This is a genomic window from Bacillus sp. EE-W1 (genome assembly GCF_009760835.1).
GTDB lineage: Bacteria > Bacillota > Bacilli > Bacillales > Bacillaceae_G > Bacillus_A > Bacillus_A wiedmannii.
In genome coordinates this window covers 1-24728 of the sequence record NZ_WIPE01000056.1, presented here as the reverse complement: position 1 = coordinate 24728, position 24728 = coordinate 1, and the positions used below count along the sequence as shown (strand labels likewise).

General features: G+C 34.1%; 32 protein-coding genes. 11 read left to right on the top strand and 21 right to left on the bottom strand.

The window, feature by feature from the left end; genetic code table 11:
* Nucleotides 1-217: 217 nt before the first annotated feature.
* Nucleotides 218-2041, top strand: a complete 1824-nt coding sequence (gene asnB, locus GFJ36_RS07895) for an asparagine synthase (glutamine-hydrolyzing) (protein WP_097907908.1) — start codon at nt 218-220, stop codon at nt 2039-2041.
* Nucleotides 2042-2083: 42 nt separating this feature from the next.
* Here the strand turns inward: asnB and GFJ36_RS07890 are convergent, their stop codons facing one another.
* Nucleotides 2084-2911, bottom strand: coding sequence for a PP2C family serine/threonine-protein phosphatase (locus GFJ36_RS07890; protein WP_088062938.1), 828 nt, complete (start codon nt 2909-2911; stop codon nt 2084-2086).
* Between the two features lie 124 nt (nt 2912-3035).
* Here GFJ36_RS07890 and GFJ36_RS07885 point away from each other — a divergent pair, with 124 nt between their 5' ends.
* The 3 genes from GFJ36_RS07885 to GFJ36_RS07875 are packed head-to-tail and all read left to right on the top strand — an operon-like array spanning nt 3036 to nt 4656.
* Entirely contained in the window at nt 3036-3446 is a 411-nt protein-coding gene (locus GFJ36_RS07885; protein ID WP_000651933.1) for a MarR family winged helix-turn-helix transcriptional regulator, read from the top strand.
* Complete coding sequence (locus GFJ36_RS07880) at nt 3430-3759, top strand: DUF3147 family protein (protein WP_000545644.1); 330 nt, start codon at nt 3430-3432, stop codon at nt 3757-3759. Before GFJ36_RS07885 ends, GFJ36_RS07880 begins: the two co-directional genes overlap by 17 nt.
* A 36-nt stretch (nt 3760-3795) precedes the next feature.
* Complete coding sequence (locus GFJ36_RS07875; protein WP_142314798.1) at nt 3796-4656, top strand: alpha/beta hydrolase; 861 nt, start codon at nt 3796-3798, stop codon at nt 4654-4656.
* 18 nt (nt 4657-4674) lie between these two features.
* Here GFJ36_RS07875 and GFJ36_RS07870 read toward each other — a convergent pair whose 3' ends face one another.
* The 7 genes from GFJ36_RS07870 to GFJ36_RS07840 form a co-directional block, all read right to left on the bottom strand.
* Nucleotides 4675-5046 (bottom strand): hypothetical protein, encoded by a 372-nt coding sequence (locus GFJ36_RS07870; protein ID WP_046959012.1) that lies wholly within the window; start codon nt 5044-5046, stop codon nt 4675-4677.
* An 89-nt stretch (nt 5047-5135) separates the two neighbouring features.
* Nucleotides 5136-5711, bottom strand: a complete 576-nt coding sequence (locus tag GFJ36_RS07865) for a histidine phosphatase family protein (protein ID WP_000208291.1) — start codon at nt 5709-5711, stop codon at nt 5136-5138.
* A gap of 157 nt (nt 5712-5868) precedes the next feature.
* Nucleotides 5869-6510 (bottom strand): DUF3885 domain-containing protein, encoded by a 642-nt coding sequence (locus GFJ36_RS07860; protein ID WP_098230226.1) that lies wholly within the window; start codon nt 6508-6510, stop codon nt 5869-5871.
* A gap of 50 nt (nt 6511-6560) precedes the next feature.
* A complete protein-coding gene (locus GFJ36_RS07855; RefSeq protein ID WP_098230225.1) occupies nt 6561-7652 on the bottom strand; it encodes a serine hydrolase in 1092 nt (363 codons plus the stop codon).
* A gap of 98 nt (nt 7653-7750) precedes the next feature.
* Nucleotides 7751-8386 (bottom strand): cupin domain-containing protein, encoded by a 636-nt coding sequence (locus tag GFJ36_RS07850; protein WP_060489788.1) that lies wholly within the window; start codon nt 8384-8386, stop codon nt 7751-7753.
* A 161-nt stretch (nt 8387-8547) separates the two neighbouring features.
* Nucleotides 8548-8709 carry a peptidase gene (locus GFJ36_RS07845; RefSeq protein ID WP_087983163.1) on the bottom strand — a complete coding sequence of 54 codons (162 nt, stop codon included), beginning with the start codon at nt 8707-8709 and terminating at the stop codon, nt 8548-8550.
* 65 nt (nt 8710-8774) lie between these two features.
* A complete protein-coding gene (locus GFJ36_RS07840) occupies nt 8775-8891 on the bottom strand; it encodes a hypothetical protein (RefSeq protein WP_002011946.1) in 117 nt (38 codons plus the stop codon).
* Between the two features lie 41 nt (nt 8892-8932).
* Here GFJ36_RS07840 and GFJ36_RS07835 point away from each other — a divergent pair, with 41 nt between their 5' ends.
* Nucleotides 8933-9355: a YfmQ family protein gene (locus GFJ36_RS07835; protein WP_073529983.1), complete on the top strand. Its 423-nt coding sequence runs from the start codon at nt 8933-8935 to the stop codon at nt 9353-9355.
* Between the two features lie 52 nt (nt 9356-9407).
* On the opposite strand, the gene GFJ36_RS07830 is transcribed toward GFJ36_RS07835, so the two are convergent.
* Genes GFJ36_RS07830 through GFJ36_RS07810 form a run of 5 tightly spaced genes read right to left on the bottom strand, consistent with a single transcriptional unit; the run spans nt 9408 to nt 15199 of the window.
* Nucleotides 9408-10241, bottom strand: a complete 834-nt coding sequence (locus tag GFJ36_RS07830) for a hypothetical protein (protein ID WP_000755323.1) — start codon at nt 10239-10241, stop codon at nt 9408-9410.
* Nucleotides 10242-10261: 20 nt separating this feature from the next.
* A complete protein-coding gene (locus GFJ36_RS07825; protein WP_141542715.1) occupies nt 10262-11524 on the bottom strand; it encodes an MBL fold metallo-hydrolase in 1263 nt (420 codons plus the stop codon).
* The gene (locus GFJ36_RS07820; RefSeq protein ID WP_097889322.1) at nt 11521-13191 is read right to left on the bottom strand and encodes an ABC transporter permease; all 1671 of its coding nucleotides are present in this window, start codon (nt 13189-13191) and stop codon (nt 11521-11523) included. Before GFJ36_RS07820 ends, GFJ36_RS07825 begins: the two co-directional genes overlap by 4 nt.
* Before the next feature lie 12 nt (nt 13192-13203).
* Nucleotides 13204-14229, bottom strand: coding sequence for an ABC transporter substrate-binding protein (locus GFJ36_RS07815; RefSeq protein ID WP_157349522.1), 1026 nt, complete (start codon nt 14227-14229; stop codon nt 13204-13206).
* On the bottom strand, nt 14207-15199 hold the full coding sequence (locus GFJ36_RS07810) for an ABC transporter ATP-binding protein (protein ID WP_088062929.1): 993 nt from the start codon (nt 15197-15199) through the stop codon (nt 14207-14209). Before GFJ36_RS07810 ends, GFJ36_RS07815 begins: the two co-directional genes overlap by 23 nt.
* A gap of 160 nt (nt 15200-15359) precedes the next feature.
* On the opposite strand from GFJ36_RS07810, the gene GFJ36_RS07805 reads away from it, so the two are divergent.
* A complete protein-coding gene (locus GFJ36_RS07805) occupies nt 15360-16253 on the top strand; it encodes a LysR family transcriptional regulator (RefSeq protein ID WP_097889321.1) in 894 nt (297 codons plus the stop codon).
* Nucleotides 16254-16293: 40 nt separating this feature from the next.
* Here the strand turns inward: GFJ36_RS07805 and GFJ36_RS07800 are convergent, their stop codons facing one another.
* Both GFJ36_RS07800 and GFJ36_RS07795 read right to left on the bottom strand, forming a co-directional pair.
* Nucleotides 16294-16818: a DUF4398 domain-containing protein gene (locus tag GFJ36_RS07800; RefSeq protein ID WP_088610065.1), complete on the bottom strand. Its 525-nt coding sequence runs from the start codon at nt 16816-16818 to the stop codon at nt 16294-16296.
* A gap of 126 nt (nt 16819-16944) precedes the next feature.
* A complete protein-coding gene (locus GFJ36_RS07795) occupies nt 16945-18213 on the bottom strand; it encodes an MFS transporter (protein WP_088062926.1) in 1269 nt (422 codons plus the stop codon).
* Between the two features lie 118 nt (nt 18214-18331).
* On the opposite strand from GFJ36_RS07795, the gene GFJ36_RS07790 reads away from it, so the two are divergent.
* The 5 genes from GFJ36_RS07790 (at nt 18332) to GFJ36_RS07770 (ending at nt 21272) form a co-directional block, all read left to right on the top strand.
* A complete protein-coding gene (locus tag GFJ36_RS07790; RefSeq protein ID WP_097889320.1) occupies nt 18332-19546 on the top strand; it encodes a helix-turn-helix domain-containing protein in 1215 nt (404 codons plus the stop codon).
* Nucleotides 19547-19612: 66 nt separating this feature from the next.
* Nucleotides 19613-19792: an H-type small acid-soluble spore protein gene (locus GFJ36_RS07785; protein WP_097889319.1), complete on the top strand. Its 180-nt coding sequence runs from the start codon at nt 19613-19615 to the stop codon at nt 19790-19792.
* Nucleotides 19793-19968: 176 nt separating this feature from the next.
* Nucleotides 19969-20304 (top strand): antibiotic biosynthesis monooxygenase family protein, encoded by a 336-nt coding sequence (locus GFJ36_RS07780; protein ID WP_097889318.1) that lies wholly within the window; start codon nt 19969-19971, stop codon nt 20302-20304.
* Between the two features lie 2 nt (nt 20305-20306).
* Nucleotides 20307-20912 carry a dienelactone hydrolase family protein gene (locus GFJ36_RS07775; RefSeq protein WP_097889317.1) on the top strand — a complete coding sequence of 202 codons (606 nt, stop codon included), beginning with the start codon at nt 20307-20309 and terminating at the stop codon, nt 20910-20912.
* Complete coding sequence (locus GFJ36_RS07770) at nt 20913-21272, top strand: hypothetical protein (RefSeq protein WP_097889316.1); 360 nt, start codon at nt 20913-20915, stop codon at nt 21270-21272.
* Between the two features lie 27 nt (nt 21273-21299).
* Here the strand turns inward: GFJ36_RS07770 and GFJ36_RS07765 are convergent, their stop codons facing one another.
* From GFJ36_RS07765 to GFJ36_RS07740, 6 genes are all read right to left on the bottom strand, one after another.
* The gene (locus tag GFJ36_RS07765; protein WP_141542714.1) at nt 21300-21698 is read right to left on the bottom strand and encodes a DUF5367 family protein; all 399 of its coding nucleotides are present in this window, start codon (nt 21696-21698) and stop codon (nt 21300-21302) included.
* On the bottom strand, nt 21691-22275 hold the full coding sequence (locus GFJ36_RS07760; protein WP_097889314.1) for a TetR/AcrR family transcriptional regulator: 585 nt from the start codon (nt 22273-22275) through the stop codon (nt 21691-21693). Before GFJ36_RS07760 ends, GFJ36_RS07765 begins: the two co-directional genes overlap by 8 nt.
* Before the next feature lie 87 nt (nt 22276-22362).
* A complete protein-coding gene (locus GFJ36_RS07755; protein ID WP_060489754.1) occupies nt 22363-22533 on the bottom strand; it encodes a DUF3951 domain-containing protein in 171 nt (56 codons plus the stop codon).
* 62 nt (nt 22534-22595) lie between these two features.
* Nucleotides 22596-22907, bottom strand: a complete 312-nt coding sequence (locus GFJ36_RS07750; protein WP_017672964.1) for an AzlD domain-containing protein — start codon at nt 22905-22907, stop codon at nt 22596-22598.
* On the bottom strand, nt 22898-23623 hold the full coding sequence (locus GFJ36_RS07745) for an AzlC family ABC transporter permease (RefSeq protein WP_088062918.1): 726 nt from the start codon (nt 23621-23623) through the stop codon (nt 22898-22900). The genes GFJ36_RS07750 and GFJ36_RS07745 overlap by 10 nt, the downstream gene beginning before the upstream one ends.
* Nucleotides 23616-24452 carry a TrmB family transcriptional regulator gene (locus tag GFJ36_RS07740; protein ID WP_088062917.1) on the bottom strand — a complete coding sequence of 279 codons (837 nt, stop codon included), beginning with the start codon at nt 24450-24452 and terminating at the stop codon, nt 23616-23618. The genes GFJ36_RS07745 and GFJ36_RS07740 overlap by 8 nt, the downstream gene beginning before the upstream one ends.
* Nucleotides 24453-24728: the final 276 nt, after the last annotated feature.

Sequence of the window (24728 nt, the reverse complement as noted above, 5' to 3'; positions counted from 1 at the left end):
TTAACCTGGTGTACATTTTACCCCGCATTAACGGGCAATAAATCCCACCTCAAAATTGGGCGAATGCGAAGAAGGTAGGTGGGAGATAACTGCCCGTAAAAGCCCGATTGGTTCAACTAATAATCAGTGGGGGATGGAAAAAAACCCCACTGATTAAAGTTTCACTTTATTTCATTAATCTACTTTTCAACATTTTAAACTAGGAGATGAGATGTGTATGTGTGGAATTACAGGCTGGGTAAATTGGAATAAGGATCTTTCCAATGAACATGTTATTTTAGAAAAGATGGCAAATAGTATCCAGCATCGCGGTCCGGATGCTGAAGGATTTTGGTTTTCACCTCGTGCGGCCTTTGCACACCGTCGGTTAATCGTAATTGATCCAGAAGGCGGGACACAACCAAAAACATTTCGTGCTGGTGATTATACGTATGCTCTTACTTATAATGGAGAAATTTATAATTTCCGCGAGCTTAGAGAGCAACTTCAAAAATGTGGTCATGCATTTGAAACACATTCGGATACAGAGGTGTTACTACATGCTTATTTAGAATGGAAAGAAGACTGCGTACAACATTTAAATGGTATTTTTGCCTTTGCAATATGGGATGATCAGAAGCAACAATTATTTCTAGCACGTGACCACTTAGGCGTAAAGCCACTTTTTTATACAGAAAGAAATGACAGTATTATTTTCGGATCTGAAATAAAAGCGCTATTGGCTCATCCATCTGTTCCTGCTGAAATTGATTCGGATGGCATAAACGAAATATTTGGATTAGGATTATTTCGAACTCCAGGATGTGGCGTCTTTAAACACATTCAAGAAGTGCGTGCTGGACATTCTATAACATTTACACGTGATAAAAAAGTAGTTCAGAAGTATTGGAATTTAGAAAGTAAGGTCCATACAGATTCTATAGCAGATACATCATCACATATTTTATCTATTTTACAAGATACGGTAAAAAGACAATTAATTGCCGATGTCCCTCTCGTCTGTATGTTATCAGGAGGATTAGATTCTAGCGGCATTACTGCACTAGCGGGGAAGGAATTTGCTGCTGAAAATAAAACCCTTCATACGTATTCCGTTGACTTTGTAAATAGCGCAAAAGATTTTGAGCTGACATTTGCTCGCACTGGTTTAGACGCTCCTTGGGTAAAACGTGTTTCCGAACATGTAGGGACATCTCATCATGACATTATTGTGAATGCTGAAGAATTAGCAAATCACTTATTCGTCCCTCTCCGTGCAAAAGATTTACCGAGTGCTGGTGAAATGGAAACTTCACTATATTTACTATTTTGCGAAATGAAAAAAGATGCAACTGTAGCTTTATCCGGCGAATCTGCTGATGAAGTATTCGGTGGGTACCCTTGGTTTCATCAAGAGGATTTACTATTTGTCGATAAATTTCCTTGGCTAACAAATTGGAAAAACACTTCCCCTCTTCTACTAAATGAAGTAAATAACCAATGCAACTTAGAAAACTATATTGATACACGCTTCCAAGAAGCGATTCTTGAAGTACCTACTCTTGAAGGGGAAAGTAAAAAAGCCGCGAAACAACGCCAAATGTTTTATTTATTTTTAACGAGATTTCTCCCGTTCTTACTTGATCGTAAAGATCGTATGAGTATGGCTGTAGGCTTTGAAGTACGTGTACCGTTTTGCGATTATAGATTAGTTGAATATTTATGGAACGTTCCTTTCAATATAAAAAGCATTGATAATATTGAAAAAGGCATTTTACGTAGAGCACTGCAACCTGCTTTACCTGACGATGTACGCAATAGAAGAAAAAGTGCTTATCCAACTTCACAAGATCCACATTATTTACACACAATCCGTCATTTATCACTCGACTTGTGCAGTAATAAAAACAATCCTATTTTCTCACTTATTAATCATTCCACATTACTTGCCATTGCCGATGAAAGCAATAAAGAAATTAACAATTTTGAAGCAAGAAGTGCTATGGAATATATGCTACAAGTAAATGAATGGTTGAAAACGTATCATATTCATATTGCTTAACAAAAAGGAGTTCAAGGATAACAACCTTGAACTCCTTTTATATTAATTAGCGCATTTTTTATTTTCAGTATCAATGGACCATCCAATAATTGTGGCACAATCTCTACCTTTCCACTGCAGTACATTTGTTAATACTGGCTCAATCTGTAAGCAACTTCCGTCGTGCAATATTTCTACTAAAGATTGATCATCATCAAATTTTCGTTTATCACACTCTAAAATACCGTCCGTTGCCATTACAATGTGATTCATTCCTTTTTCTAATCCTCTGACACCTGATGTAAAGCAAGGTGTATTTGCAGCAAAAATATTTTTCCTACCAATATATTCGTAATTCTTCCGTTTATTTAACCGCCCTTTACCATTCTTCGTTTTTTCAGAATGGAATAAATATGCGAAGCAATCACCAACTGATAGCCAATATAAAAATTCGCCTTTTCGCAAACAAATTAAGCATGCAAGTTCCTCATCATCTTGATCACATTTTTCAATAAACAATTCATCTGTAAATAACGCTAATAAGTACATATGCGTATGATGAAAAGCTAAATGTATCGGGTAAGAAAATAACTCTTTTAGTTTCTCTTTTCTTGCTGAAATTGCTTCTATTATATAATCAATATTTTTTGTTTTGTGGTGTGTATCAAAAATCATAACAAATTCAAATTGTAATTCAGGATCCCACCAAGCAAGTACCGCATCTCCTCGTTCATATGCATCACTCTCTTGATTTCCCCCATATACGCCGACTGAAAGAGGACCACATTTTTCAACATGTATTTCATCTACATACATCTGTTCATGACTCATCCATTTGAATGTATTCACAGCTATCATCCTCTCTCTTGCTAAATGTATACCTTTACACATAGATTACCTTATATTTCAATAAAAATAAACTTTTTCAACATTTTTTATCCAAATAAAAGGATTTTATTTCTACGTTCACGAATATATCTTACTATACGATATAAAAACAGGGGGATTTATCATTATGAAAGACATCAATCAACATTGGGAAAGCATTTATTATCACTTACGATATGAGTATGAGGACAACCTTTCTCACCAAGCCATTCGTATTTTACAACTCATTTCTCGTGAGAAAGATATAACAATTGGAAAAGTCGCTACTGAGCTTAGTCTCTCTCATAACACAGCATCAGAACACGTAAAGCGCCTTATTCAAAAAGGATTTATTATAAAAGAAAGAAACAAACAAGATGAAAGGGTCGTAAACCTTACTTTAACGAAAGAAGGCATTGAAATATTAGAAAAGCATACTTTACTAGATAAAGAAAAGATAAAAATATTAGAATCACAGTTATCAAAAGAAGAACAACAATTAATTGAAAAAGCCTTTTCGTTATTAGCGAAGGAGGCAAAATATGCATTTCCTCGTTAAAGTAATCGTTTCTGCACTTATTATTGGCGTTATTACTGAAGTCGCTAAACATTATAGTACGATAGGCGGCTTTATTGCTGCCCTTCCTCTTGTAAGTTTACTAAGCCTATTTTGGATTTCTTTAGAAGGCGGGAACAAACAAGAATTAAGTCAATTTGCTATAGGCGTATTATATGGATTTCCTGCATCCGCACTACTACTATTTATCGTCTATATTGGTCTAAAAAACTCATTTTCACTTAGTACATCTGTCCTGTTTGGTATAGGTGTTTGGTGTATCGTTTTTGCTTGTCAAAAATTATTTCAAGCTTAGTTAGGAGGGTTTATTATTTATAAATTTGTAGAGGTATTGGAGCAAACTATAGAAGTATATACAAAAGGAAGTAGTAAACAAACGGTAGTTATTCAGACCGGAATGGGTTGCTCATTTTATGATTGGCTCCCTATTATAGAAAAACTTTCACAACATTTTACAGTCATTTCATACCATCGCCCAGGTTACGGAAAAAGTGAACTAGGAAATTATTCGCGTACTACAAGACAAGCGACAAACGAACTTCATATGTTACTACATGAACTTGCTATTCACGAGCCTATCATTTTAATCGGTCATTCCTATGGAGGCTTATGTGCACAACATTTTGCGATGTTACATGAAGATAAGCTGCAAGCACTTATTTTAGTTGATTCTACTTCTATGAGCTTACACCGATTAGATGAACTGCATTTACCAATTTCTGATCAAACGGATTCGGATGATATGTGGCTTCAAAAATATAATACATACTCCAAAATGGATATAGACATGCTTAATAATGAACTAAAACCTATACTCGTTGATCAATCAAGACAGTACATTGAATTTTCTACCTCCCCTCTATTATATAAAGCGACAGTTTCCGAACTATGTGAGTGGAAAAATTGTGCTCGCTCAATAAAAGAGCTATATAAAACATTAAAAGTACCGTTAATCGTTATCGGTAGAGACCCTCAATATTCTATTACTCAGTTGACTGAGGGTGGCATGCCAAAAGAGGAAGCGACACAACTTGAATCAATGTGGCAAGAACTGATTCATGAACAATTACACCTTTCAATATATAGCCAATATATACTTGCTGAACATGCTGGTCATGGTATAGAAAATGATCGACCAGATATTATTATTGAAGCAATTCACTCTTTGCAAATAAAAAAAGGAAGCAACTAACGCTGCTTCCTTACTTATCTATTCATAATCTTCTTCATCATCGATTTCTTCATAATACGAATTCCCATTACTTACATATATAGGACCATTCGCAACGTCAATACGTAATACCCATGCCCATGGCACAGCTAAACGCTTATGTATTGCTCGCCAAAAGCTCATTGATTTTCTTTCGTACTCCTGGAACTCCTGAAGTAACTCTTTGTAGGAGGAACCGTCTAACTGAATATTTGCTTCTAACAAACGAGAATGGGCATAGTACTGCAGCTCTAGTTCAGCAGCAATTTCCATTTCTTCTTCCGTTGCCATACCAATAATTGCTCCATCTGCTGGTACAATTTCAAATACGTTCTGAACTTCAATAAGCCCTTCTTTCTCTTTCTCAAACATGTAAACAGCCTCCTTTAACACATATTTTTTATGTTACAAAGTCATACTTCTACAATAACTTCTCCCTTTCCTCTTTTTTTGATAAACTTTTACAAATTATTTATCTGATAATCTGTAGACTGTATTCTTTCAGCAGAACTGAAACAATTATTATCAAAAGTTAATTTATACACGTCAGGCATATGAAGGGTTTTCCAAAACTGAAAATCATATTTCGAATCAAAATAATTCATTAGTAATACCATAATATTCCCATGAGTACCTATTACAATATTCTTACCTTTATATTTTTTTAATATACTTTGCATACATATTACAGCACGTCTTTGCGCTACATCATTTGATTCTCCGCCTTCGTATGCAAAAGTCCAGTCTTCCCATACCTTCTGAAGAGCATCATTAAAATCCTGTACTGGTTCTTTACTTAATAGCCTTTCCCGTAAATCTTCTTCCAGTTGTATTGATAAATTATATGTATTCGCAATTCCTTGCACAGTTTGCATTGCCCTTTTGTACGGACTAGAAATCACAACATCAATATGTTTATCTTTTAATAAGCGTGTTACATGCTGCGTATCTAACAAACCTTTTTCAGATAAAGGCCTTTCCCGTTCTTCTTTTGTATATGTAGAGTGGGCATGGCGAACAAAATATATTGTCGTCATTCATTCATCCCCCTTTTCTGTTTCTATCCAAATTCAATACATTACCATCAAATCCCTTTACCTTTATAATAAGTGCTGTCAAATTTGAATGTTGATTTTCATATTAATAAAAGGGAAACACCTCTATGGTATTTCCCTCATTTAAAATAGACTACATTCAATTAAATACTTTATCAATTTTATTTCTGTCGTATTCTAATATCCAATCATTATATGTATGATAAATATCTCTAATTGTATTAGGAGAGGTAGCTAATACATCACAACCCCTATCATCATAAACGTGAAATATAGTATTCTTGTTAATATTTATGAAATACACCCTATGAAAAATACGCGGTTTTATTCCCATATCTTGATTACAAATTGCTTTTAGCATAGGAATGTATTTCAAGTCTGAAACTTTACATTTCAAAGTATATCTATGAGTTTTATATACCCCGTCTTCATCGTCTTCTGGAAAAATATAAGGGATTGTATTTTTCTGTAACTTAAACAAATCGGACTTCTCTTTTACATACTTAGAAAAGATATTCAATTTGTGTTTGAAAATTTCACCGTCTGCATAGTCATTTACATCCACTACGATATAAATATCATCTTCTGTTGCATGTAAAGACTGAAATAAAGTAATCGCTCTATTATAAACGCCTTCTAAATATGGGCAGTTTTCATAAATGTTATTGCAATCATAGTTCACACCTAATCTAAAGCGAATACCAATATCCCCATTATAAAATAGAGGTGGTCTAAGTTCTAAATTTGGAAACATTTCAAGCGTATACTCATTCAACCTCATCTCAACACCTACCTTTAATAGCACCTTGTTTACATAATAAAATTATTCTATTATAATTTATTTTTGAATTCCTCACTTGTTATAATGTCTCGAATAAAATAATCTACATTATTTCTCAGCTTTTGATATGCAACTTGATCTTCTATATCGTTAAACATAATGACAACTTCTACTTTATTCCCTTTCTTATCTGTAGTATACAAGCTTTTTGTCAATACGAATGCGGTAGAACCACCTTTTTGACCAGCATATTCGAACTTACTATTTTTAACTGTTCCTTTAAAAATGTTCTCGATTTCTTCTTGCATTGATTTTGGAAAATAATTTCTACTATTTATTTTTTCCATTATACTCATATAATCTTTAGCGTTTGCACTCACTAATCGATCTGACCAAATTCGCTGAAATTCCATATCTACCTTTAATGGAATATCCCGTTTTTTCCATTCTTCTTCATCTTTCATCCATTCATGAATTTGTAACACATGTTTATTATACTCATCCTTTGACATGTTACGTATCATTTCTAATGATTGATTTTCTGGCTCATGAAGCTCTTTTTCTACATACCCTCTCATATATAGTGAAGCAGTATACGAAGAGAATTTGTCATGACTAGTAAGCTCTAATTCTTTTATACTTTCATTTACCCTTTCTATTCCAAGCTTATCTAACAAATATGTTGTATTTGCATTAGAACTATAATGAATCATCCCTTTAGCGACTTCTTCTAAAGCGATCTGTCCATTTTTCACTAACTCTCTCGCTTTGGCATCTTCTAACCAGTCAGGATGAGCTCCACCATCAGTGTTTTTAACGTAATATTTTTCTAACTCCTGCAATGAAATTTGTTCATCCCGACTTATTTTTCCTTCTGACACTTGCTTAGCAAATTCAACTGCTATTACAATTTTGGCCATACTCGCTAATGGCAATTTTACATCTTCATTTATAGATGTTAATACTTCCCCATTTTTTCTAATTAGTAATGAACATGTTTTATCACCTTTATGCTCTTTTATGTACTGTAATACGTAATTAGGATCTTCTTTTGACAAATAGTACTTCATAATAAAAAAGAAAGCTATAGCGGCTACTATAATAATTCCTGCAACAATTCCTATAATCTTTAATATGTTCACAATATGCCCCCCTTTACTAAGTTCCCTACTATATAATTATAACGAATTGAATTACAAAATTATACAAAACAGAGTAACTCTTCCTAAAAAAGAAAGAGTTACTCTATTTCACATGATGTTATTTGTCCATTTAACGTAACGACTATATTTGAGTCGCCACTTTCTTTAGCACCTTTTAATCGATTGGAGTTAGGAGGACCAATGACAACTGACTCCTTAATTTGTGAAAGGTCCTTCCCTAATTTTTCCGCACTTACACCGTATGCAGCTTGAAATACTTCTGGCGGTGTTAATCTAAGTATGTCTGATCCTTCTGCTGTTTCAAACTGATCGTTATTGAAGAACAAATGTAATTGTACTTCTTCTGTTACCGCTGTGATCCAATGCCACCATCCCATTGGAATAAAGACGGTTTGCCCCGCTTTTACATGATAATTTTGCAATTGATTCGTTTCCGGATTTAAGATAGATGTAATCGCTTCTCCTGATACAACAACATCTAATTCCCACGCATTCGGATGCCAATGTGGTTCCCGCATGTGCCCTTTTGTCATAAATAAATCGACAAACGCTCCACCGATCATTGCTGGTAACTGCGTTGACGTAACTTCATAAGCAACGTTTTTCTCATCTCTTTTAAAAAAGATGTTTTTTCTCGAATCAAAGAAAAGGTTTGGAGTTCCTGAACTTTTCTTTAAATTTTTATTATCTGGAACATAACCTGAACTACTCATTTTATCCCTCTTTTCCACTCCGAACATTTCTAGTTTCACACTGTATCGTATGGAAAAAATGTATGAATGTGCCTATCATTCACATAACAAAAAAACATGCCTTCATAAGGAGAGCATGTTTTGTGATATTCTTCACATTATTTAGTTAAAAAATAAATTTTTTACTTACCATGATGTAACATTAAATCACTAAGTTCTTCTTCAATGTGATTTAATTTCGCAACGCCTTCTTTCCATTTATGAATATAACGTGAAACCCCAACGATAAATAAAATGATAATTGTGGAAAGAATAATACCATACACGATTGTTACAGTACTCATAGTTACACTTCCTTATAATTAGTAATGTGGTTATTAGTTATATTTTTATTATAAACCTTTTTCTCTTAAAATACTTCGATTTCAACTTTTTGTAACAAAATTGATTTTTCTAATATTTCATTCGTAAAAATGGCATATTTTTCACAAATTATACAAAACTTCACCATATGTACTATTACCATATGAGTTATATTATTTAATAGGAAAAAGGGGATGATATACTATGACGACTTGGTTTATTGTTATGTTAGTTGTATTTGGGGCATTTAAAATTATCGTTTCGAGCCTTCCTAACACTGTTATTGAATCCATTATTAGCAAGTACGAAACACATCCGCAACTTGAAGAAGAGAATGCGACTGTTACAATCAATGGAAATAACTTAGAAGGCGAACAAAAATCCAAAATTATTCATGATTTTAACGAAGGTTTATTTTTAGATCGCTATTATGCACCGCCACACAATGAGGGTACGCCTTTAATAATCAATGCAAAACGTGGCAAAAAAGATTTTACATTTTATATTTATAGTCATGAAGAGCATGTTGATGTTGTAAAGCAACATAAAAAGAAAGTAGTTGCTTATAGTTTACGCTCTAAAAACCTTCAAAATAATGATATGTTCGTGTCAGCTGATTTAGCTTAATACTCATATATTAGAAAAAGGAATCCGTGGAATATGGATTCCTTTTTACTATTCACTGAAAAATAAGCTCTGTCTTCAAACTATCTTTCGGTAACAACCATCCTTTTTGTTCTAAACTCTTCATTAATAATTCTCTTTGTTTTGTTGCAATACTTTCCTCTTTTGTTTTAAACGATACTTCTATTACGAAATCATCTTCTATTTTCCCTGTATTACTTAGTGGCCAAACTTCAATATTCGTTTTAATATTTTCAAATTCAGCTGTATACCGTTTCATTAATACAGGACCGTAAATACGAGAATTGTTGAGCATTTCTTCTCCCCAATTCGTATACAACCATTTGTTCATTTTCCCTGGCAACTTTTCTATTAACATGTTTTGAGCATCTCGTTCGTTTGGTAAATCAAGTACTCCATACCCTTTAGCACTGTAGCTTTTCTTATTTGAAATACTTAACGTTTTCTTCTCAAATCCCCAATCTATTTCTGCCTCATAGTTATCAGTTTTACTATCAAATCCATCCTTTTTAGCCACTTCTAGTGCATCTTGAATTACACCATTTTGAATGGGATATCTTTTTTTATATGTTAGCTCAAAATCTTTACTAAATTCTTTCTTTCGAATTCTCGCAAACCAACCTTCATTACTTAAATTTTTATTTGCCGTATCTAAAAATTGCACTTGTATTCTTTCATAATTTGTACCAGCCTTGAAATATTCTAGTACCTCTTGATTTATCTCTTTGTTATAACCTAATACTTGTTCTGGTTTTAATAATAATTTCACTTCAAAACTAGGTGTCATCGGACTGGCAGCAAACCCTTCCTTAACGTTATAAAGGAAACAACAAAAGAAAATGCTTACGAATACAAATACTTTTTTCATATACCTATCCCCTTTACATTTCAAATGACTTCTATACGTTCCATAGTAAGTGAATGTACATTTTCATACCCTGCCGTGCTAAGCTTTTTCTGTAATCGATCCGTATCCTCTTTCAAAGCGTGTACTAACACCGTATGTTCTGGTAATAGTGTATTTAACATTGCCTTAACGTCACTTATACTTTGATGAACTTTATAAGGAACTCGCTTCACCCTACATTCTTTATTTACACGTTCTTTCATAACCTTTTCTGCAAAACTCCCTTTAGCAATATGTCCTGTAAATATAATGGAATTTCGTTCTTCATATCGCAGTTGTTCATAATATAACTGCGCTCGTTTCGTTTGCATATTCGCATCACTCATTACAACTATTCCATAACTATTTTGCGTACCGATGTCATGATCCATAGCGATTATGTTTCTTTTTAAACTCTCCATAAGCCCTTCAAGTTCTTCATTATTTTTGAGCCAATCTTTATATGCGAACATCTCCTCAAATCCATGCAAAATTTCTTGATCTACTATAATGGGAAGTTCTTTATATTTTTTATACAAATACAATACGATATCTTGCGCCCTACCAAGCGATGGCAACGGTAGTAATGCTATTCCTTTCTTTTGCGCAACTCCCTCAATTTCTGTACATAGTTCGTTTACTCGTTCATGTTGCGAAACATCATCAGTATGATAAGCTGCATCAACAATTGCGACTTTTATATCAGCGCGCAAATTCTCAGGTAAATTAGCTCGTAGTATGTTAGACTCTGCTGAGTAATCGCCAGAATAAAATACATATGTATGACTCATGTCCACTAAAAACCAAACAGCCCCCAATACATGCCCACTATACCCCCATTGAAAACGCAATGTAGGTGTAATCTGTATCCATTCATTCGGATTACTAATTTCATCAATATATACATAATTTAAATCTTTAACATTTTGGTCGTTATAAGGTACATTCCATCCTTGCGTCAAATTATAGTTTCTCCATTTTTCATAATAAACGGGAAGTTGCTCCTTCGTATAACGAGTCGTCCAAATTTTTTTCTTATATCCATACTTCGCTAATAAAGGTAAGCCCATCGTATGATCTTCATGAATATGTGATAAAAATACTGCATCTAAAAACGGTACAACTTCCCTCTCTATTTTTGGATAACTATCCTCATATGATCGATTAATACCACAATCAAATACTATTTTTGTCTCTTTATTTTTTACGAAGTAGCAAGAACGACCGTATTCTCCCGCTCCTCCCCATACTTCTATCCTCATCATGCTACCCCTTTTCGTTTTTGCTCCATATGTTGCAGAAGTAATAAACATATTGTTGTAAGTCCAACTGAAACGACAGCCATTGCCATGCCAATAGATACTTCTCCTTGTTCAAATTGAGCAAAAATAAATGTTGCTGAAGTTTCTACTGATGGAGGCAGTACGAGAAGGGATGCTACTAACTCTCTTATCGAGATTGTAAATGTCATCGCCCACCCAGCAAGAACTCCCGGGATAATAAGAGGTAATATTATTTTTCTAAAAATATAAATATAATTTCCAGAAAAAATACTTCCTGCCTGTACTAGAGAATCATCAATTTGCACGAGCGATGCTTTTACATATTGCACCGTATAAGGTAAAAAAAGAACAACGTACGTTACGATAACCATGACTGGCGTATTGTAAATTGACATGGGCATATAGGGTGAATTCCAAAATAAAATAAGCCCTACAACCATCACGATTCCTGGTACCATATTCGGTAACATACCGCACATATCAAGCCATTTTTCAGAAGAGTTTTTCCCCTTTCGAATCATAAGCGCCAAAAACACTCCAATAGTAGCAGCAATAATCGCTGTTATAAGTGAAAAAAGAAAACTGTTCCATAAAGCCTCTAATCCTGGAGATCCAATTATAAACAATGCTTCATAATGGCTCGTTGTAAAGTTGTTTATATGTAAGCCACCGCCTCTTAATTTTGATAATGAAGCAATCATTATAGAAAAATACGGGATTCCAATTGATACAATTAATAAACCAATTACATAGCCCCATGCTACAATGCGTGTAAATATAGACAAAGTATACCTTTTAGACTTCACACCTTTTCCACTAACCATTGCATATGAATACTTTCGATTCAATACATTTTGCATATACCAAATGAGCATACACGCACTAAGTAATAAAGAAGATAATGCTGTTGCACTACTAAAATCAATCGGCCAACTCGAAATAAATTTATGAATCTCTGATGTTAACACATGAAATCCTATTCTTCGTCCGAATGTAGCCGGTGTTCCAAATTCAGCGATCGTCTTTACGAAAATGAGTAAAGCACCCATTACATAACTTGATACTAATAGCGGCAATATTATTTTTCGTAAACGATAGAAAAAGTTTCCACCATGAACTGCTGCCGCTTCTTCTTTACTACTTCCAATTTGAAGTAACGTGTTTTTCAACATGAAGTAAAGAAATGGGAATAAATGCAGACTCATAATTAAAACCATACCACCTAAACTAAAAAACGAAGATGAAATCGTCTTTAGCATCGGAAAAAACTGTTCGAAATAGCCGTTCGGTTGCATGAACAAAATCCAGCCCATCGATCCAATATACGGCGGAGTCATAAATGGAATCATAAAAATAATATCCAATTTACTATACTTTCCAACATCTGTTTTGCTCATAATGAACGCCAATGGAAATGCAAATACGGTTGCTCCTATTACTACGAGTACACCTAGAAGCATCGAGTTTAGAAAAATCCCAGCTAATCCACCACTCTGCATCACTTCAAAAGGCTTTAAAAAATTCCAACTACTATTTTCATATACGCTAGAAAATAAAATGAGGAAAAGCGGAATGACGATTAACATCGCCACAAGTAATAACGCTACCGTCATTCCAACTTGTCTTACTGATACGAATCGATTTACCATGTAATCACCATCTTATTGAAATACTTTCTTAAATTGTTTTCCTATTTCATCTTGTTCTTTCTCAACTGTTTTCCAATCAATATTTAATACCGGAATCTCTTCTACATTCGGTCTATTTCCTGCTTTTATATCTGTTCTGCCTGGTAATAAATACGCTTTAGCAACTTGTTTTTGCACATCATCTGATAATAAATAATCAATAAACTCTTTTGCACCTTCTACATTTTTACTATCCTTCATAATACCTGCTGCACGTGGACTAATAACTGTTCCGCTTTTTGGATACACAATATCAACCGGTTCACCCTTTGCTTTTGCACTGTACGTCATATAATCAACACCAGCAATGACCATGTCTTTCGCACCTGTTACTACTGGATCTAACGCTTCTTGGTTTGCCCCTGCTACTGTAACTTCATTTTTCTTAAGCTGTTCAAATAAATTCCAACCATCTTTTCCATTCTTTTTCACATATCCTGTTACAAAGTCTAAAGCTGAACCTGAAAGTGCTGGATCTGGAAGATTCACTTTTCCTTTCCATTCCGCTTTCGTTATATCACTCCAATCTTCCGGCGCTGTCTTCACATTTTTTGTGTTATACACAATTCCTAACGCTGAAGCACTATATCCGAAATAATTTCCTTTATCGTCCGACCATTCAGAACGAAGCTTATCAGCTTGTTTCGCTTCTTTATAAGCTAACGTTTGCCCATCCTTTTTTAATCCTTCCATCGCTGGTAATGATGCAAGTACGACTACATCAACGACTGGATTTTTCTTTTCAGCTTCCATTCTCGCTAAAATCTTACCTGTTGTTCCTTGAAACATTTCTACTTTTATACCTGTTTTCTTTTCAAAGTCCTTTTGAATCTTTTCTGCTAATCCTTTTGGTCCTGCACTATATACAACAATTTTCTTTTCATTCGTATTTTTACTTTTTGCATCTGCATTACCTGTCTTTGAACTACACCCTGTTACTACAGCAGAAAATAATAACGTACATACAAATAAAGACTTAAGCGAACTGAATCTCTTCATACGATTCTCCCCCTATATGATGAATACATTTTTTTGGCACATATAACGATACTGGTTTACCGATGCTTAATTTACTATTGTGATAAACTGTCCATATTCCAAGTGCACCCATGTTTACTTTCATTTCATACCGTTCTCCTACATATGTAACGTGCTGAATTTCACCTGTATACATTTCGCAAACTTCATTTTTCGTCCAGCTCACATGCTCTGGACGAATCATTTGTTTACCCTCTACAAGCCAATTTGCCTTACCAACAAATTTTGCAACAAATTCATGAGATGGCTTCACATAAATGTCTTCTGGTGTTCCTTTTTGTAATACTTCTCCTTGTTTCATGACAATAATTTGATCTGACATTGACATTGCTTCTGTTTGATCGTGCGTGACATACAATGCCGTTAAACCAATTGAATGAACGATGTCCATAAGCTCTAATCGCATTTCTTCTCGCAAAATTGCATCGAGTGCACTCAGCGGTTCATCAAACAAAATAAAATGCGGTTTTGTTACAATTGCTCGAGCAAATGCGACACGTTGCTGCTGTCCACCAGAGAGTTCATGCGGATATCTTTTCTCCATCCCTTGCAAGCGAACTCTCTTTATTGCATCTTCTACTTTTTCCCGCAATTGATTCGTTTGCTTTGTAGCTCTTAAACCAAATGCAACATTTTCAAACACTGTCATATGCGGCCATAAAGCAAAATCTTGAAATACCATACCGATATTACGTTCATGAGGAGATGTTTTTATTTTTTTTGCACCAGAATACATGCACTTATCCCCAAAATATATTTCACCTTTATCTGGCTCTTCAAGTCCTGCAATCATTCTAAGTAAAGTCGTTTTCCCGCATCCCGAAGGTCCTAAAAGTGTGGTGAATTCGCCTTGTTTCATAACAATTTGTAATGGTTTCAACGCCTGTGTTTTTCCAAAGTTCTTTTCTAATCCATGAATTTTAATATCCATCGTATCACCTCTCTCCCCTTACTCTTAACCTGCTTTCATTCTATATGGAAGATTTATACTGAATGTTAATGTACTGTAAAGATTAAATTAAAAAACTTCTAATAAACTATTTATTTCTATAGATTTTTTCTATAGTTAGAAGAAAAAGGAGCAACTTGCCATGAATCTCTTAAAATTAGAAATTGTAGTGCTTATTAAGAAATATAAAAAACTTACACTTGTTGCAGAAAAACTTGGTGTTAAACAACCTACTATTACATTCCATATAAAAAGCTTAGAAGAGGAACTTGGTGTACCTTTATTTGAGTTACGATCCGGGAGATATTTCTTAACAGAGGCTGGTGAGGCATTGCATCATTATGCTTGTAAAATAGATGCACTTATGAAAGAAGCTAGGCGGGTCACGCAAGAGTTTAAAGATTTTCATAAAGGTGCTATAACAATTGGCGCTAGTTATGTACCAGCGACTTATCTTTTACCAGAAATGATTCACCAATTTCAATGCGAATTTCCAAATATAAAAATAACACTCATGGTAAAAACAGCTCCTGAAATTAGAACGATGCTACAAAATCATGAAATTGACCTCGGGGTAATTTCTGCAGCACCGTTTGATGAATCCCTTTTAAAACAGACGAATGTAATGCCTGATACACTTGTTCTTGCTTTCTCCAAAGAACATCATTTTTCAAAAAAAGAAAATGTATCACTACAAGATATCGAGAGGGAACGTATATTATTGCATCGTAATCCATCTACAACGAGAGATTTACTTACACAATGGACGTTAGCACATAACATTACGTTCCAATCTGAAATTGAATTAGATTCATTAGAAACGATGAAACAAATTTTAAAATACGGTAATGGAATTGCTTTTATTTCTAAACTCGCTATCGAACAAGAAATACAACGACATGAACTATGCTACATACCTATCCCTGGATTTGAATTTCAACGTAACATTTATACGATTCATCATGAGGACAGATGGAATTCTAAAATTATTTCTTTTTTACTACATAGCATCACTTCTTATGCCGCAAAAAATTAAAAGGCTGTCGTTATGCACGACAGCCTTTCAAACTATAACTCTATTTATTTTTCTTCGCTTCAACTTTTGCCTGCGCCTCTTCAGCCTTATCTAATGCTTCTGAAACTTTCTTCTCTTTTTCTTTCACGTCATCTATACTATCGACCGCTTTAATGAGTTTATCGATTCCTTCTTCTTCTACTTTTCTCCGCTTTGCCACTCTTTCATTTACTTTCTTTTCCACATCTTTTGCTTTTTGAAGCATATCCTCTGCATTTGATGTCACAGCTTTTTCAAGTGCATCGTCTTTTTTCTTTTGTAATACCTCATTTGCAATATCTTTCGTCTCTAAATACTTACCATCTTTTAATGATGTAGCTCCGCGCTCCAATAACTGAGCGACTTCTTTATATGCCTTCGCTTCATTTCCTGTTTTCTCTTTTTCCGCTTTTTCAAACCACATCGTTGCATCACTATATTTTTCATCTTTCAATGATTGCATACCTGTATCAATATACGTGCCATAATTACTACATCCAGCCATTACGGCTAACAGAAAAAGCATAACAAAACTTAATTTTTTCATGATGTTTTCTCCTTTTCTTTGTCTGCTCACTATACTGTAACATACATGAAAAAGAGTTTCAAAAACTAAAATACTAATTTGGTCATTTCCATGATGATAAGTCAAATTTTTATTATTTTCTTATTTTTAAGCAGACATATCTACTTGTTTTTTCGCCATATGTTGCTTTACTCCAACTAATACAACTAACAATAACCCCCCGCCTATCGTCATCATAACAATGCTAGTTGGCAACATATCTAATAATAATCCATATACAATCATACCGAGTGGTGCGATTGCAGTAGCAATTGTTTCAAGTAGGCCAAACACACGCCCTAAGTAGCTCGGATCTGTCGTTTTTTGCATATGTACTTGCATCGGAATATTTACAATCATAATTGCTATACCCGTTAACATCATAAAAGCAATATAGTAAATAAAACTTGCCCCTTTTGAAATGGTAACTACCAATGGGAAGACTGTACATAAACTTAAACCCGCAAACAAAAACAGCCCAGTATAAATAGAACGAAACGGATTATTCACTTCTTTACGCACCGATAAAGCAATCGCACCCATTAACATCCCGACTGCTAACATTCCCTCTACAGTACCGAGTTGCTTTGAAGATAGATGCAATGTATGGACGATAATATATGGAAGTGCTACGGTTAGCCCACACGCAAAAAAGTTTACCCACAATGCTATTTTCATTAAACCATATATTTCATGCTGTCGTTTTACATATGAAAATCCTTCTTTTATACTCGTCAAGAAACGCTCTTTACTCTCAGCCACTTCTTTTTTGTATAAATCAAATACAATAAATAATTGCAAAATAACTGCTAAAAAGAACGTAATACTATTTAACAAAAAGAACGACTTAATGGAAAAGAAACCAAATACAACTCCACCAATAATCGGCCCTAAAATATTTGATAAAGAAGCTGCCGTTTGATTTAAAGCACTCGCTTTTTGAATACGCCCCGCATCTACTAAATTAGGAATAGACGAAGTTAATGCAACAGAATAAAAACTTGCACAAATTGATAATAATGCCGCTGAAATATAGATAAAAAGAAGTGACGGTCCAAATATAGTAGCAAGAATAAACATAATAAGCATCGTTAAACTACTTAATAAATCAGTGCCAATGACAAGCCATTTTCGATTCACACGATCAGCTACAGCACCTGCAATCGGACCACAGATCATCCTTGGTAGTGATCCGCAAACGAGCGTAATAGCAAACCCCATCCCTGAACCAGTTGTCTTTAATACGTATAACCCCATTGCGAATGTATAAATACCTGCCCCTAATAAAGACGTCATCTTTCCAATCATCATCAAAATAATATTTCTCGTTGCAACTTTCATTCTTGAATCATTTTCTCCTATACTTATATCTCCCATAATGACTTTCTCCCCTTAAAAGTTAAATTGTGTTAAACTTATTATATAATCAACTTTCCAATTTTTACAACAAAAAGTTAAATACAATTTAACTTTTTAATTATAAAGGAGCAATAATATGGCAACTCTCGGTGAAAAAATTAAAGCGTTACGTAAAGAAAAAAAACTTACACAAACAGAACTGGCAGGTTCGGAACTTACAAAAAGTATGCTTAGTCAAATTGAAAATGGAAAAGCTACCCCTTCCATGAAAACATTACAATACATCGCTGAAAAGCTTGAATGTGAAGCGAGTTTTTTATTAGAAGATGATGATGGAGAAATTGTGGAACTCATTACAAAAATGGAGCAACTCATAAAGAAAAACAAATGTGATGAAGTGTACGAGACTTTACTACCTATCGTTCAAAAAGAGCTCCCTTCTACTTTAAATACGGCTCGTATATACAAACAATTCGTAACTGCTGCGGTGATTATGAAAGATTACAACATTGAATCTTACGTAGAAAAAGCTGTTTCTATTTTCGAAAAATATAAGTTATACCGAGACAGTACGGAAACAAAATTAAAATTATCTTTTGCGATATTCACACGTAAAAAGTATGCAGAATGTTTACAACTTATATCTAATATTAGAAATGATTATGAAGAGAAACATTTAGAAATGGATCTTATTATACATATTGATTTATGTTTATATGAAGCCATCATATTACTGGCATGTGGCGATTATGAAAAATGTGAAGAAACGATATTAGAGACACTCACATTTTCAAAAAAACATCAAGTGTATTATAAAACAGATGTATTTTACCGGATTTTATCTTATCAAAAAGTCATTACAGTTGATAAAGAGCGTTATTTATATTACATAAAGAAATCTGAGCAATTTGCCATTTTTACAGAAGATACTCTATCCATTGCGATGACTAATATTTTAAAAGCCTATTACTACAACACGATTACTAATGAATATATAATCGCATTAAAACATCTAGAACAATATCGAGAAAAACTAAAAGATCAGCCCATTTTTCAAGACGACGGATTGTATTATCTTGAAAAAGGAAAATCTTTATACGGATTAAAACGTTACGAAGAAGCTTTAGAAGCATTACAACGTGGCATTATACCGGATTATATGAACCATCCATTGGATCAATCGTGGCTTACAACAGCAGGTGCATATCGTGCACTTTGTTACGTTAAACTGAATGATAAAAAAAGAGCTCTTGAAGAAGCAACAAAAGCAAATGAAATGATACAATCGTATCCGGATTCTATTTTCTCTTCATTTATTAAAGAAACATTACAAATAATACAAAAACTTTAAGAATGTCTCGAAATGGTATATTATTCCTCTTTTTTAGCAAAGATAATAATGATGGGAGGAATATAAATGAATATTCAACGTGCAAAAGAGCTTTCTGTTTCATCTGAACAAGCAAATGTCAGTTTTCAAGGCATGCCTGTTACAATTCAACACGTCGATGAAAACAACGAAACCGCCCGCATATATGAAGTTAAAAATCCAGACCGCGAATTAACGGTCCCCGTTAATAGCTTAGAGGAAATATAAAAAATGCCGCTTCGATTTTGAAGTGGCATTTTTCTTACTTTCATATAAATTCTCTATACCCCCTTGTTTTACAACAACTAAAAAAATAAGAATCTTCTACTTCTTTTCTTTTTTTAACCTGCTAAAATACAAACTATAAATGAATTATTCGCACTATATATTAAGGGGGAAAGATAATGAAATCTGCTTTAGAAAAAAACAATCATTATTATGCAGTTATATTCACTTCTCATTTATCAAATGATACGACAGATTATAGTACCGCCTCTGAAAAAATGGAGGAACTTGCAAAGCAGCAACCTGGATTTTTAGGTGTAGAAAGTGCACGAAATCATTCGGGACTCGGAATCACAATTTCTTATTGGGAATCACTTGCGGCAATTGACAATTGGAAACAGAACGCCTTACATAAAGAAGCGAAAAAAAGAGGTCGTGAGCAATGGTATGAAAACTTCCACCTGCGTATCTGCCTTGTTGAAAAAGAATTTAAGTTTCATAGAGGTACATTGTAACGATGAAGAAAAAATTAGCTCTCGTTATTGTTCATGAAATATATGGTGTGAACGACCATATGCATCACGTTACCCAACACTTCACTTCATCTCATATAGATGTATTCTGTCCTAATCTTCTACAATCGCAACATGCATTTCATTATAGTGATGAAGAAAAAGCATATCAACATTTTGTAAATAATATTGGATTTGATGATGGAAAAGAACAAATTAAAGAATTCATCAATACTCTTTCAAGTAATTATACACATATTGGACTTATCGGATTTAGTGTTGGCGCTACCATCTCCTGGCTATGCAGTAACAATCCGAAAATAGATTTTATTATCGGCTGTTACGGTTCCCGTATACGTGACTATATTCATATAAAACCAACATGTGCTACCTTACTTATTTTCCCTGAAAAAGAAGCTAGTTTTTCAGTATCCTCTTTCATTCAATCGTTGCAGCAACAAAAAAATCCTTTATTAGAAATAAAACAACTACACGGTGAACATGGATTTCTAAATCCGTACACAGAAAAATATAACGAGCACTCTACAAAGCAAGCATACAATGTAATAGATGCATTTCTTGTAAAAAACACTTTTATAAAGGAGCTATAAATGACGCTTACATTATTCTTACTTATTTTCATATTCATTGCCTTTTTCTCAGCACTAACTATCATTATTGTAACTATAAAAAAGGGGGAGTTTTCCAACCGCCCCTACTTACAATCTATTATCGTTTTCGTTTTATTTTCCACAAATTGGATTTTATATGTAACATCTTTTTATTCGTTACTCCCAGAGAAAGTTAGCAAGTTTATATTCTTGCCGATTTGGTTTTCCCTTTGTATGTTAGGGCTTATCGTTTTCTGGCGCGAATGGAGAAATAATCGTGTGTTCTCGATATGTATCGGTTTTCTTTCCTTTATTAGTTTTTTATTTGGGTTATTGTTGTTACTTCTGTCGGGGATGTAATTGTTGTAAAGAGGATAACATACCTCTTTACAACAACTTTTTTCGTTCCATGGCGAAAGGGATTAGTAAATATAAAGCATAAGCAATAACCATCCAAATGGTAAATGATATAATTTGCTGTGAGGAGAATTGTGAGAATAGATTAGAAGAATTATATAAAATGTAAGTATCTAAAATTAAACCGATTGCTGTACCGCATATACCTAACTTAATAACTGCATATTTTGTAGTATCTAGTTTTTTGTATAACCACATTACAAAGTATAAAGCTATAGCCGTTCCTAATTCAAGAAACGTCAATTGTAGAAAAAATCTATTTGAAGTATATTCTAATAAAATGGAAGAACCAAAAATAATGAAAAATGCTGAAGCAAAAAACCAAACGCCAATCGAAAATAAAATGGTGAGCCAAAGTCTATTATCCACTGACATTACCTCCCTTTTGTAGCACTGTAAGCTTTTCCAAGAGCATATACAAATCACCATATACTTTGTCTGTAGAAAAAGATGGATTGAATAATGCTTGCAATGCCAATCCGTCAATTAATGCATTACATAAAACGCTCCATGTTTCCGTTGAAATTTGAGATGTCATTGTATCTCCTATTTTTTTATTTAACACGCCTTTTAATTTTTGATTTTCATAATGTAACAATCCACCAATTTTATCTTTCATCGCATCATTTTGTAATCCACTTGCTACTAATTGAAAGAACAAATGATGATACATTGAATCTTTCACACATCTACTTTCCGCGGACTTTAAAGCCTTCTCTAACTGTACATCCTTTCCTATTTGTTCCCACGATGCTTTACAAAACGATTCAGTTACTTCAAGTAATAATTGATCCTTCGTTTTAAAATGATAATATACGGTACCTTGTGTAACTTGAGCACTTTCTGCAACTGCTTTTAATGTCAACTTTTCCATCCCTTGCTCTGCAATAATTGCTTTTGCTGCTTCTAATAACTTCTCTTTATTAACAACATTCGGTTTTGCCACTTCTACGACCTCCTTTTAAGTTAGTTGTATAACTAACTTAAATTATACAGAAAAATCAGATAAAACAAAAGGAAGAAAAGCCAACATTCAACTTTTCTTCCTTTTATTTTTACCTTTATCTTTCACTGTCACTGATTCACAAGGTGTATAATATATTTGAGGTGTCGCCTTATCAACAAACATCATAAACGTAATAAAGCCGATAATAAAGAAAATAAACAACGTTAACAAAATTGCTCCTATCGTTAAAAGTATCATAACACCACCCCTATATTTTTCATGTTATTACACTTTTCGCTATTATATGAGTGTAATCCTTTTTAGAAAAAGAAACGTAACAAAATAATCACAATCACTCCCGTTAATACTGTACCTAATAAACTACGAGTATATATTGCAACAAGAAATGTTGGGATTGCTGCGATAAGGTAATCCCACTGTATCGTCTCATGCATAAATAGTACTTGTGCTAAAAGTGCTGCTAATATCGCAATTGGTATGTAATTTAGCCATTTTAAACCCCAGTCTGGAATTTGTAGTTTGCTAAATACGAGTAGAGGTAAAATACGTGGCACGAGTGTGACAGCTCCAGCTGCTAGTAAAAGTAATAGTACGTCTAATCTCATTTCCATTTTTCAATCACAACTCCAATCGTCGCAGCTAGTAATGTTGCGATAATAACCGCTATACTATCTGGCATAAATAAGTGTGAAACGTATGCGATCATAATCGCTACAATTGCAACAGTAAGATGAATTGCTAGTTTCGGTTTACTACTTATGAGCTGAAGTACAAATAATCCGATAAACATTGCTGGTAATGCATAATCCATCCCGTACGTATGTGGATCTGGTATCCACTCACCAAACAGCCCGCCAATAATAGTAGCAAGAATCCAATTTAAATATGCTGTTACATTTAAGCCCATCATCCACCTGTCGCCTACATATCCTTTTTGCGCTGCATGCTGCACTGCCACGCCGAACGTTTCATCTGTAATTTGAGAACCGATAAATACGTTTTTTAATAGCGGAAGTTTCGTAAAGTACGGTGCAAGGGCAGCACTCATTAGAAGGTGGCGTAAATTAACAAAAAAGACGGTAAAAATGATTGCTGAAGCAGGAGCGCCAGCTGCATACATACCAGCTAATATAAATTGGGCAGAACCTGCATAAATTAAAGTGGACATAAACGCAATTTCAATGATTGAGAAACCTGCTGTTTTTGCAATTACACCAGCTGCTATACCGATGCTTAAATAACCAAATACAGTTGGTAAACAATCTTTTACTCCTTGCTGAAATGTATCATCGCTCTGTAAAGATACATGGGCCTGAGCTTTACTCATTCGTATCATCCTCCATTCTTTCCATCGTTCTTTTTCCTGTTACGACATGAACTAAATCTATATTTTCACGCCACAACGTATCTAACTTATCAGCCCCAAATTCCTTCGTAATTTCTTCGACCATAATATCGTGCCGCACATACTCTGTAGCAACGAGAACTAAAGCTGGGTCATACGTTGTAACGGCCCATGAAGTGCTATCATTTGAGAAGTTCGCAATTAATACTTCCTCTCCATCACGAGCAATAACAGTTAAATGACCACCCATTCTCTTTTCAACAACGTGGGGCGTCATATAATTATGGTGAAACGTCGCGCCTATTTTTGTATTTGGAGCGCCAAATAAGATTGAAAATATATGTACACCTTCCTCTTCCTTTTGACGAATATATGGCTCAATTTCATGCACTTGATCTTCCCAAACAGAAATCCATAGCTCTTCCTTCGCCCTATTAATTATATTGCATATTTCTTTTACAACACGATCATTGGAGCGAATATGCGAAATTACATCTATTTGTCTCTCTTGTTCTAAACAATTTAATTTCCGGTCTAAAAATTCAAAGGACTTTTCAAAATCTTTTCGCATTCGATCCATTAACTCCGTAGCTGGTACTGGTACATATTTCACTGGTTCAGTAGGAACGATATGCACTGCTCCTTTATCCATCAATTTACCAAGCACTTCATAAATCATCGAACGAGGTACTCCTGTCTGTTTACTCACTTCATACCCAGTTACTGGGGAATGTTTTAGTAGTCCAATATAAGCTTTACATTCATACTGGGAAAAACCTAACTTTTGTAATTCCTTTATAATTTCATCCATCAGTACCCCTCACAATCTATATAACTCTCATTTCAAAACGATGTATGTACGTTAGTAGTTATTAGTATACCTACTAATATAAAAAAACAGAACTGTAAAGTCAATTGATAATTCTGAAATTTCATCCGAAAATAAAAAGCCTTCTAATTAAAAGGCTTTTTTTACATACTATTCCACTTATTTTAGCTGCAACGTATTTGATAGATTCTCCTCCAAATGCTCCCGTAAAGTAGAACCTGTATACTCTTCCGATACGATAAACTTAACTAAATCTAT

What these genes read in the sequence shown, in the direction of transcription:
- GFJ36_RS07785 (WP_097889319.1), top strand. Translation starts at nt 19,613, where the DNA reads ATGAATATTCAACGTGCAAAAGAGCTTTCTGTTTCATCTGAACAAGCA.
- GFJ36_RS07745 (WP_088062918.1), bottom strand. Translation starts at nt 23,623, where the DNA reads ATGAGTAAAGCTCAGGCCCATGTATCTTTACAGAGCGATGATACATTT.
- GFJ36_RS07890 (WP_088062938.1), bottom strand. Translation starts at nt 2,911, where the DNA reads ATGTGTAAAGGTATACATTTAGCAAGAGAGAGGATGATAGCTGTGAAT.
- GFJ36_RS07770 (WP_097889316.1), top strand. Translation starts at nt 20,913, where the DNA reads ATGACGCTTACATTATTCTTACTTATTTTCATATTCATTGCCTTTTTC.
- GFJ36_RS07805 (WP_097889321.1), top strand. Translation starts at nt 15,360, where the DNA reads ATGAATCTCTTAAAATTAGAAATTGTAGTGCTTATTAAGAAATATAAA.
- GFJ36_RS07790 (WP_097889320.1), top strand. Translation starts at nt 18,332, where the DNA reads ATGGCAACTCTCGGTGAAAAAATTAAAGCGTTACGTAAAGAAAAAAAA.
- GFJ36_RS07840 (WP_002011946.1), bottom strand. Translation starts at nt 8,891, where the DNA reads ATGGTAATAGTACATATGGTGAAGTTTTGTATAATTTGTGAAAAATAT.
- GFJ36_RS07750 (WP_017672964.1), bottom strand. Translation starts at nt 22,907, where the DNA reads ATGGAAATGAGATTAGACGTACTATTACTTTTACTAGCAGCTGGAGCT.
- GFJ36_RS07880 (WP_000545644.1), top strand. Translation starts at nt 3,430, where the DNA reads ATGCATTTCCTCGTTAAAGTAATCGTTTCTGCACTTATTATTGGCGTT.
- GFJ36_RS07885 (WP_000651933.1), top strand. Translation starts at nt 3,036, where the DNA reads ATGAAAGACATCAATCAACATTGGGAAAGCATTTATTATCACTTACGA.
- GFJ36_RS07830 (WP_000755323.1), bottom strand. Translation starts at nt 10,241, where the DNA reads ATGAAAAAAGTATTTGTATTCGTAAGCATTTTCTTTTGTTGTTTCCTT.
- GFJ36_RS07820 (WP_097889322.1), bottom strand. Translation starts at nt 13,191, where the DNA reads ATGGTAAATCGATTCGTATCAGTAAGACAAGTTGGAATGACGGTAGCG.
- GFJ36_RS07775 (WP_097889317.1), top strand. Translation starts at nt 20,307, where the DNA reads ATGAAGAAAAAATTAGCTCTCGTTATTGTTCATGAAATATATGGTGTG.
- GFJ36_RS07800 (WP_088610065.1), bottom strand. Translation starts at nt 16,818, where the DNA reads ATGAAAAAATTAAGTTTTGTTATGCTTTTTCTGTTAGCCGTAATGGCT.
- GFJ36_RS07810 (WP_088062929.1), bottom strand. Translation starts at nt 15,199, where the DNA reads ATGGATATTAAAATTCATGGATTAGAAAAGAACTTTGGAAAAACACAG.
- asnB (WP_097907908.1), top strand. Translation starts at nt 218, where the DNA reads ATGTGTGGAATTACAGGCTGGGTAAATTGGAATAAGGATCTTTCCAAT.
- GFJ36_RS07845 (WP_087983163.1), bottom strand. Translation starts at nt 8,709, where the DNA reads ATGAGTACTGTAACAATCGTGTATGGTATTATTCTTTCCACAATTATC.
- GFJ36_RS07740 (WP_088062917.1), bottom strand. Translation starts at nt 24,452, where the DNA reads ATGGATGAAATTATAAAGGAATTACAAAAGTTAGGTTTTTCCCAGTAT.
- GFJ36_RS07795 (WP_088062926.1), bottom strand. Translation starts at nt 18,213, where the DNA reads ATGGGAGATATAAGTATAGGAGAAAATGATTCAAGAATGAAAGTTGCA.
- GFJ36_RS07815 (WP_157349522.1), bottom strand. Translation starts at nt 14,229, where the DNA reads ATGAAGAGATTCAGTTCGCTTAAGTCTTTATTTGTATGTACGTTATTA.
- GFJ36_RS07870 (WP_046959012.1), bottom strand. Translation starts at nt 5,046, where the DNA reads ATGTTTGAGAAAGAGAAAGAAGGGCTTATTGAAGTTCAGAACGTATTT.
- GFJ36_RS07850 (WP_060489788.1), bottom strand. Translation starts at nt 8,386, where the DNA reads ATGAGTAGTTCAGGTTATGTTCCAGATAATAAAAATTTAAAGAAAAGT.
- GFJ36_RS07835 (WP_073529983.1), top strand. Translation starts at nt 8,933, where the DNA reads ATGACGACTTGGTTTATTGTTATGTTAGTTGTATTTGGGGCATTTAAA.
- GFJ36_RS07780 (WP_097889318.1), top strand. Translation starts at nt 19,969, where the DNA reads ATGAAATCTGCTTTAGAAAAAAACAATCATTATTATGCAGTTATATTC.
- GFJ36_RS07825 (WP_141542715.1), bottom strand. Translation starts at nt 11,524, where the DNA reads ATGATGAGGATAGAAGTATGGGGAGGAGCGGGAGAATACGGTCGTTCT.
- GFJ36_RS07755 (WP_060489754.1), bottom strand. Translation starts at nt 22,533, where the DNA reads ATGATACTTTTAACGATAGGAGCAATTTTGTTAACGTTGTTTATTTTC.
- GFJ36_RS07865 (WP_000208291.1), bottom strand. Translation starts at nt 5,711, where the DNA reads ATGACGACAATATATTTTGTTCGCCATGCCCACTCTACATATACAAAA.
- GFJ36_RS07860 (WP_098230226.1), bottom strand. Translation starts at nt 6,510, where the DNA reads ATGAGGTTGAATGAGTATACGCTTGAAATGTTTCCAAATTTAGAACTT.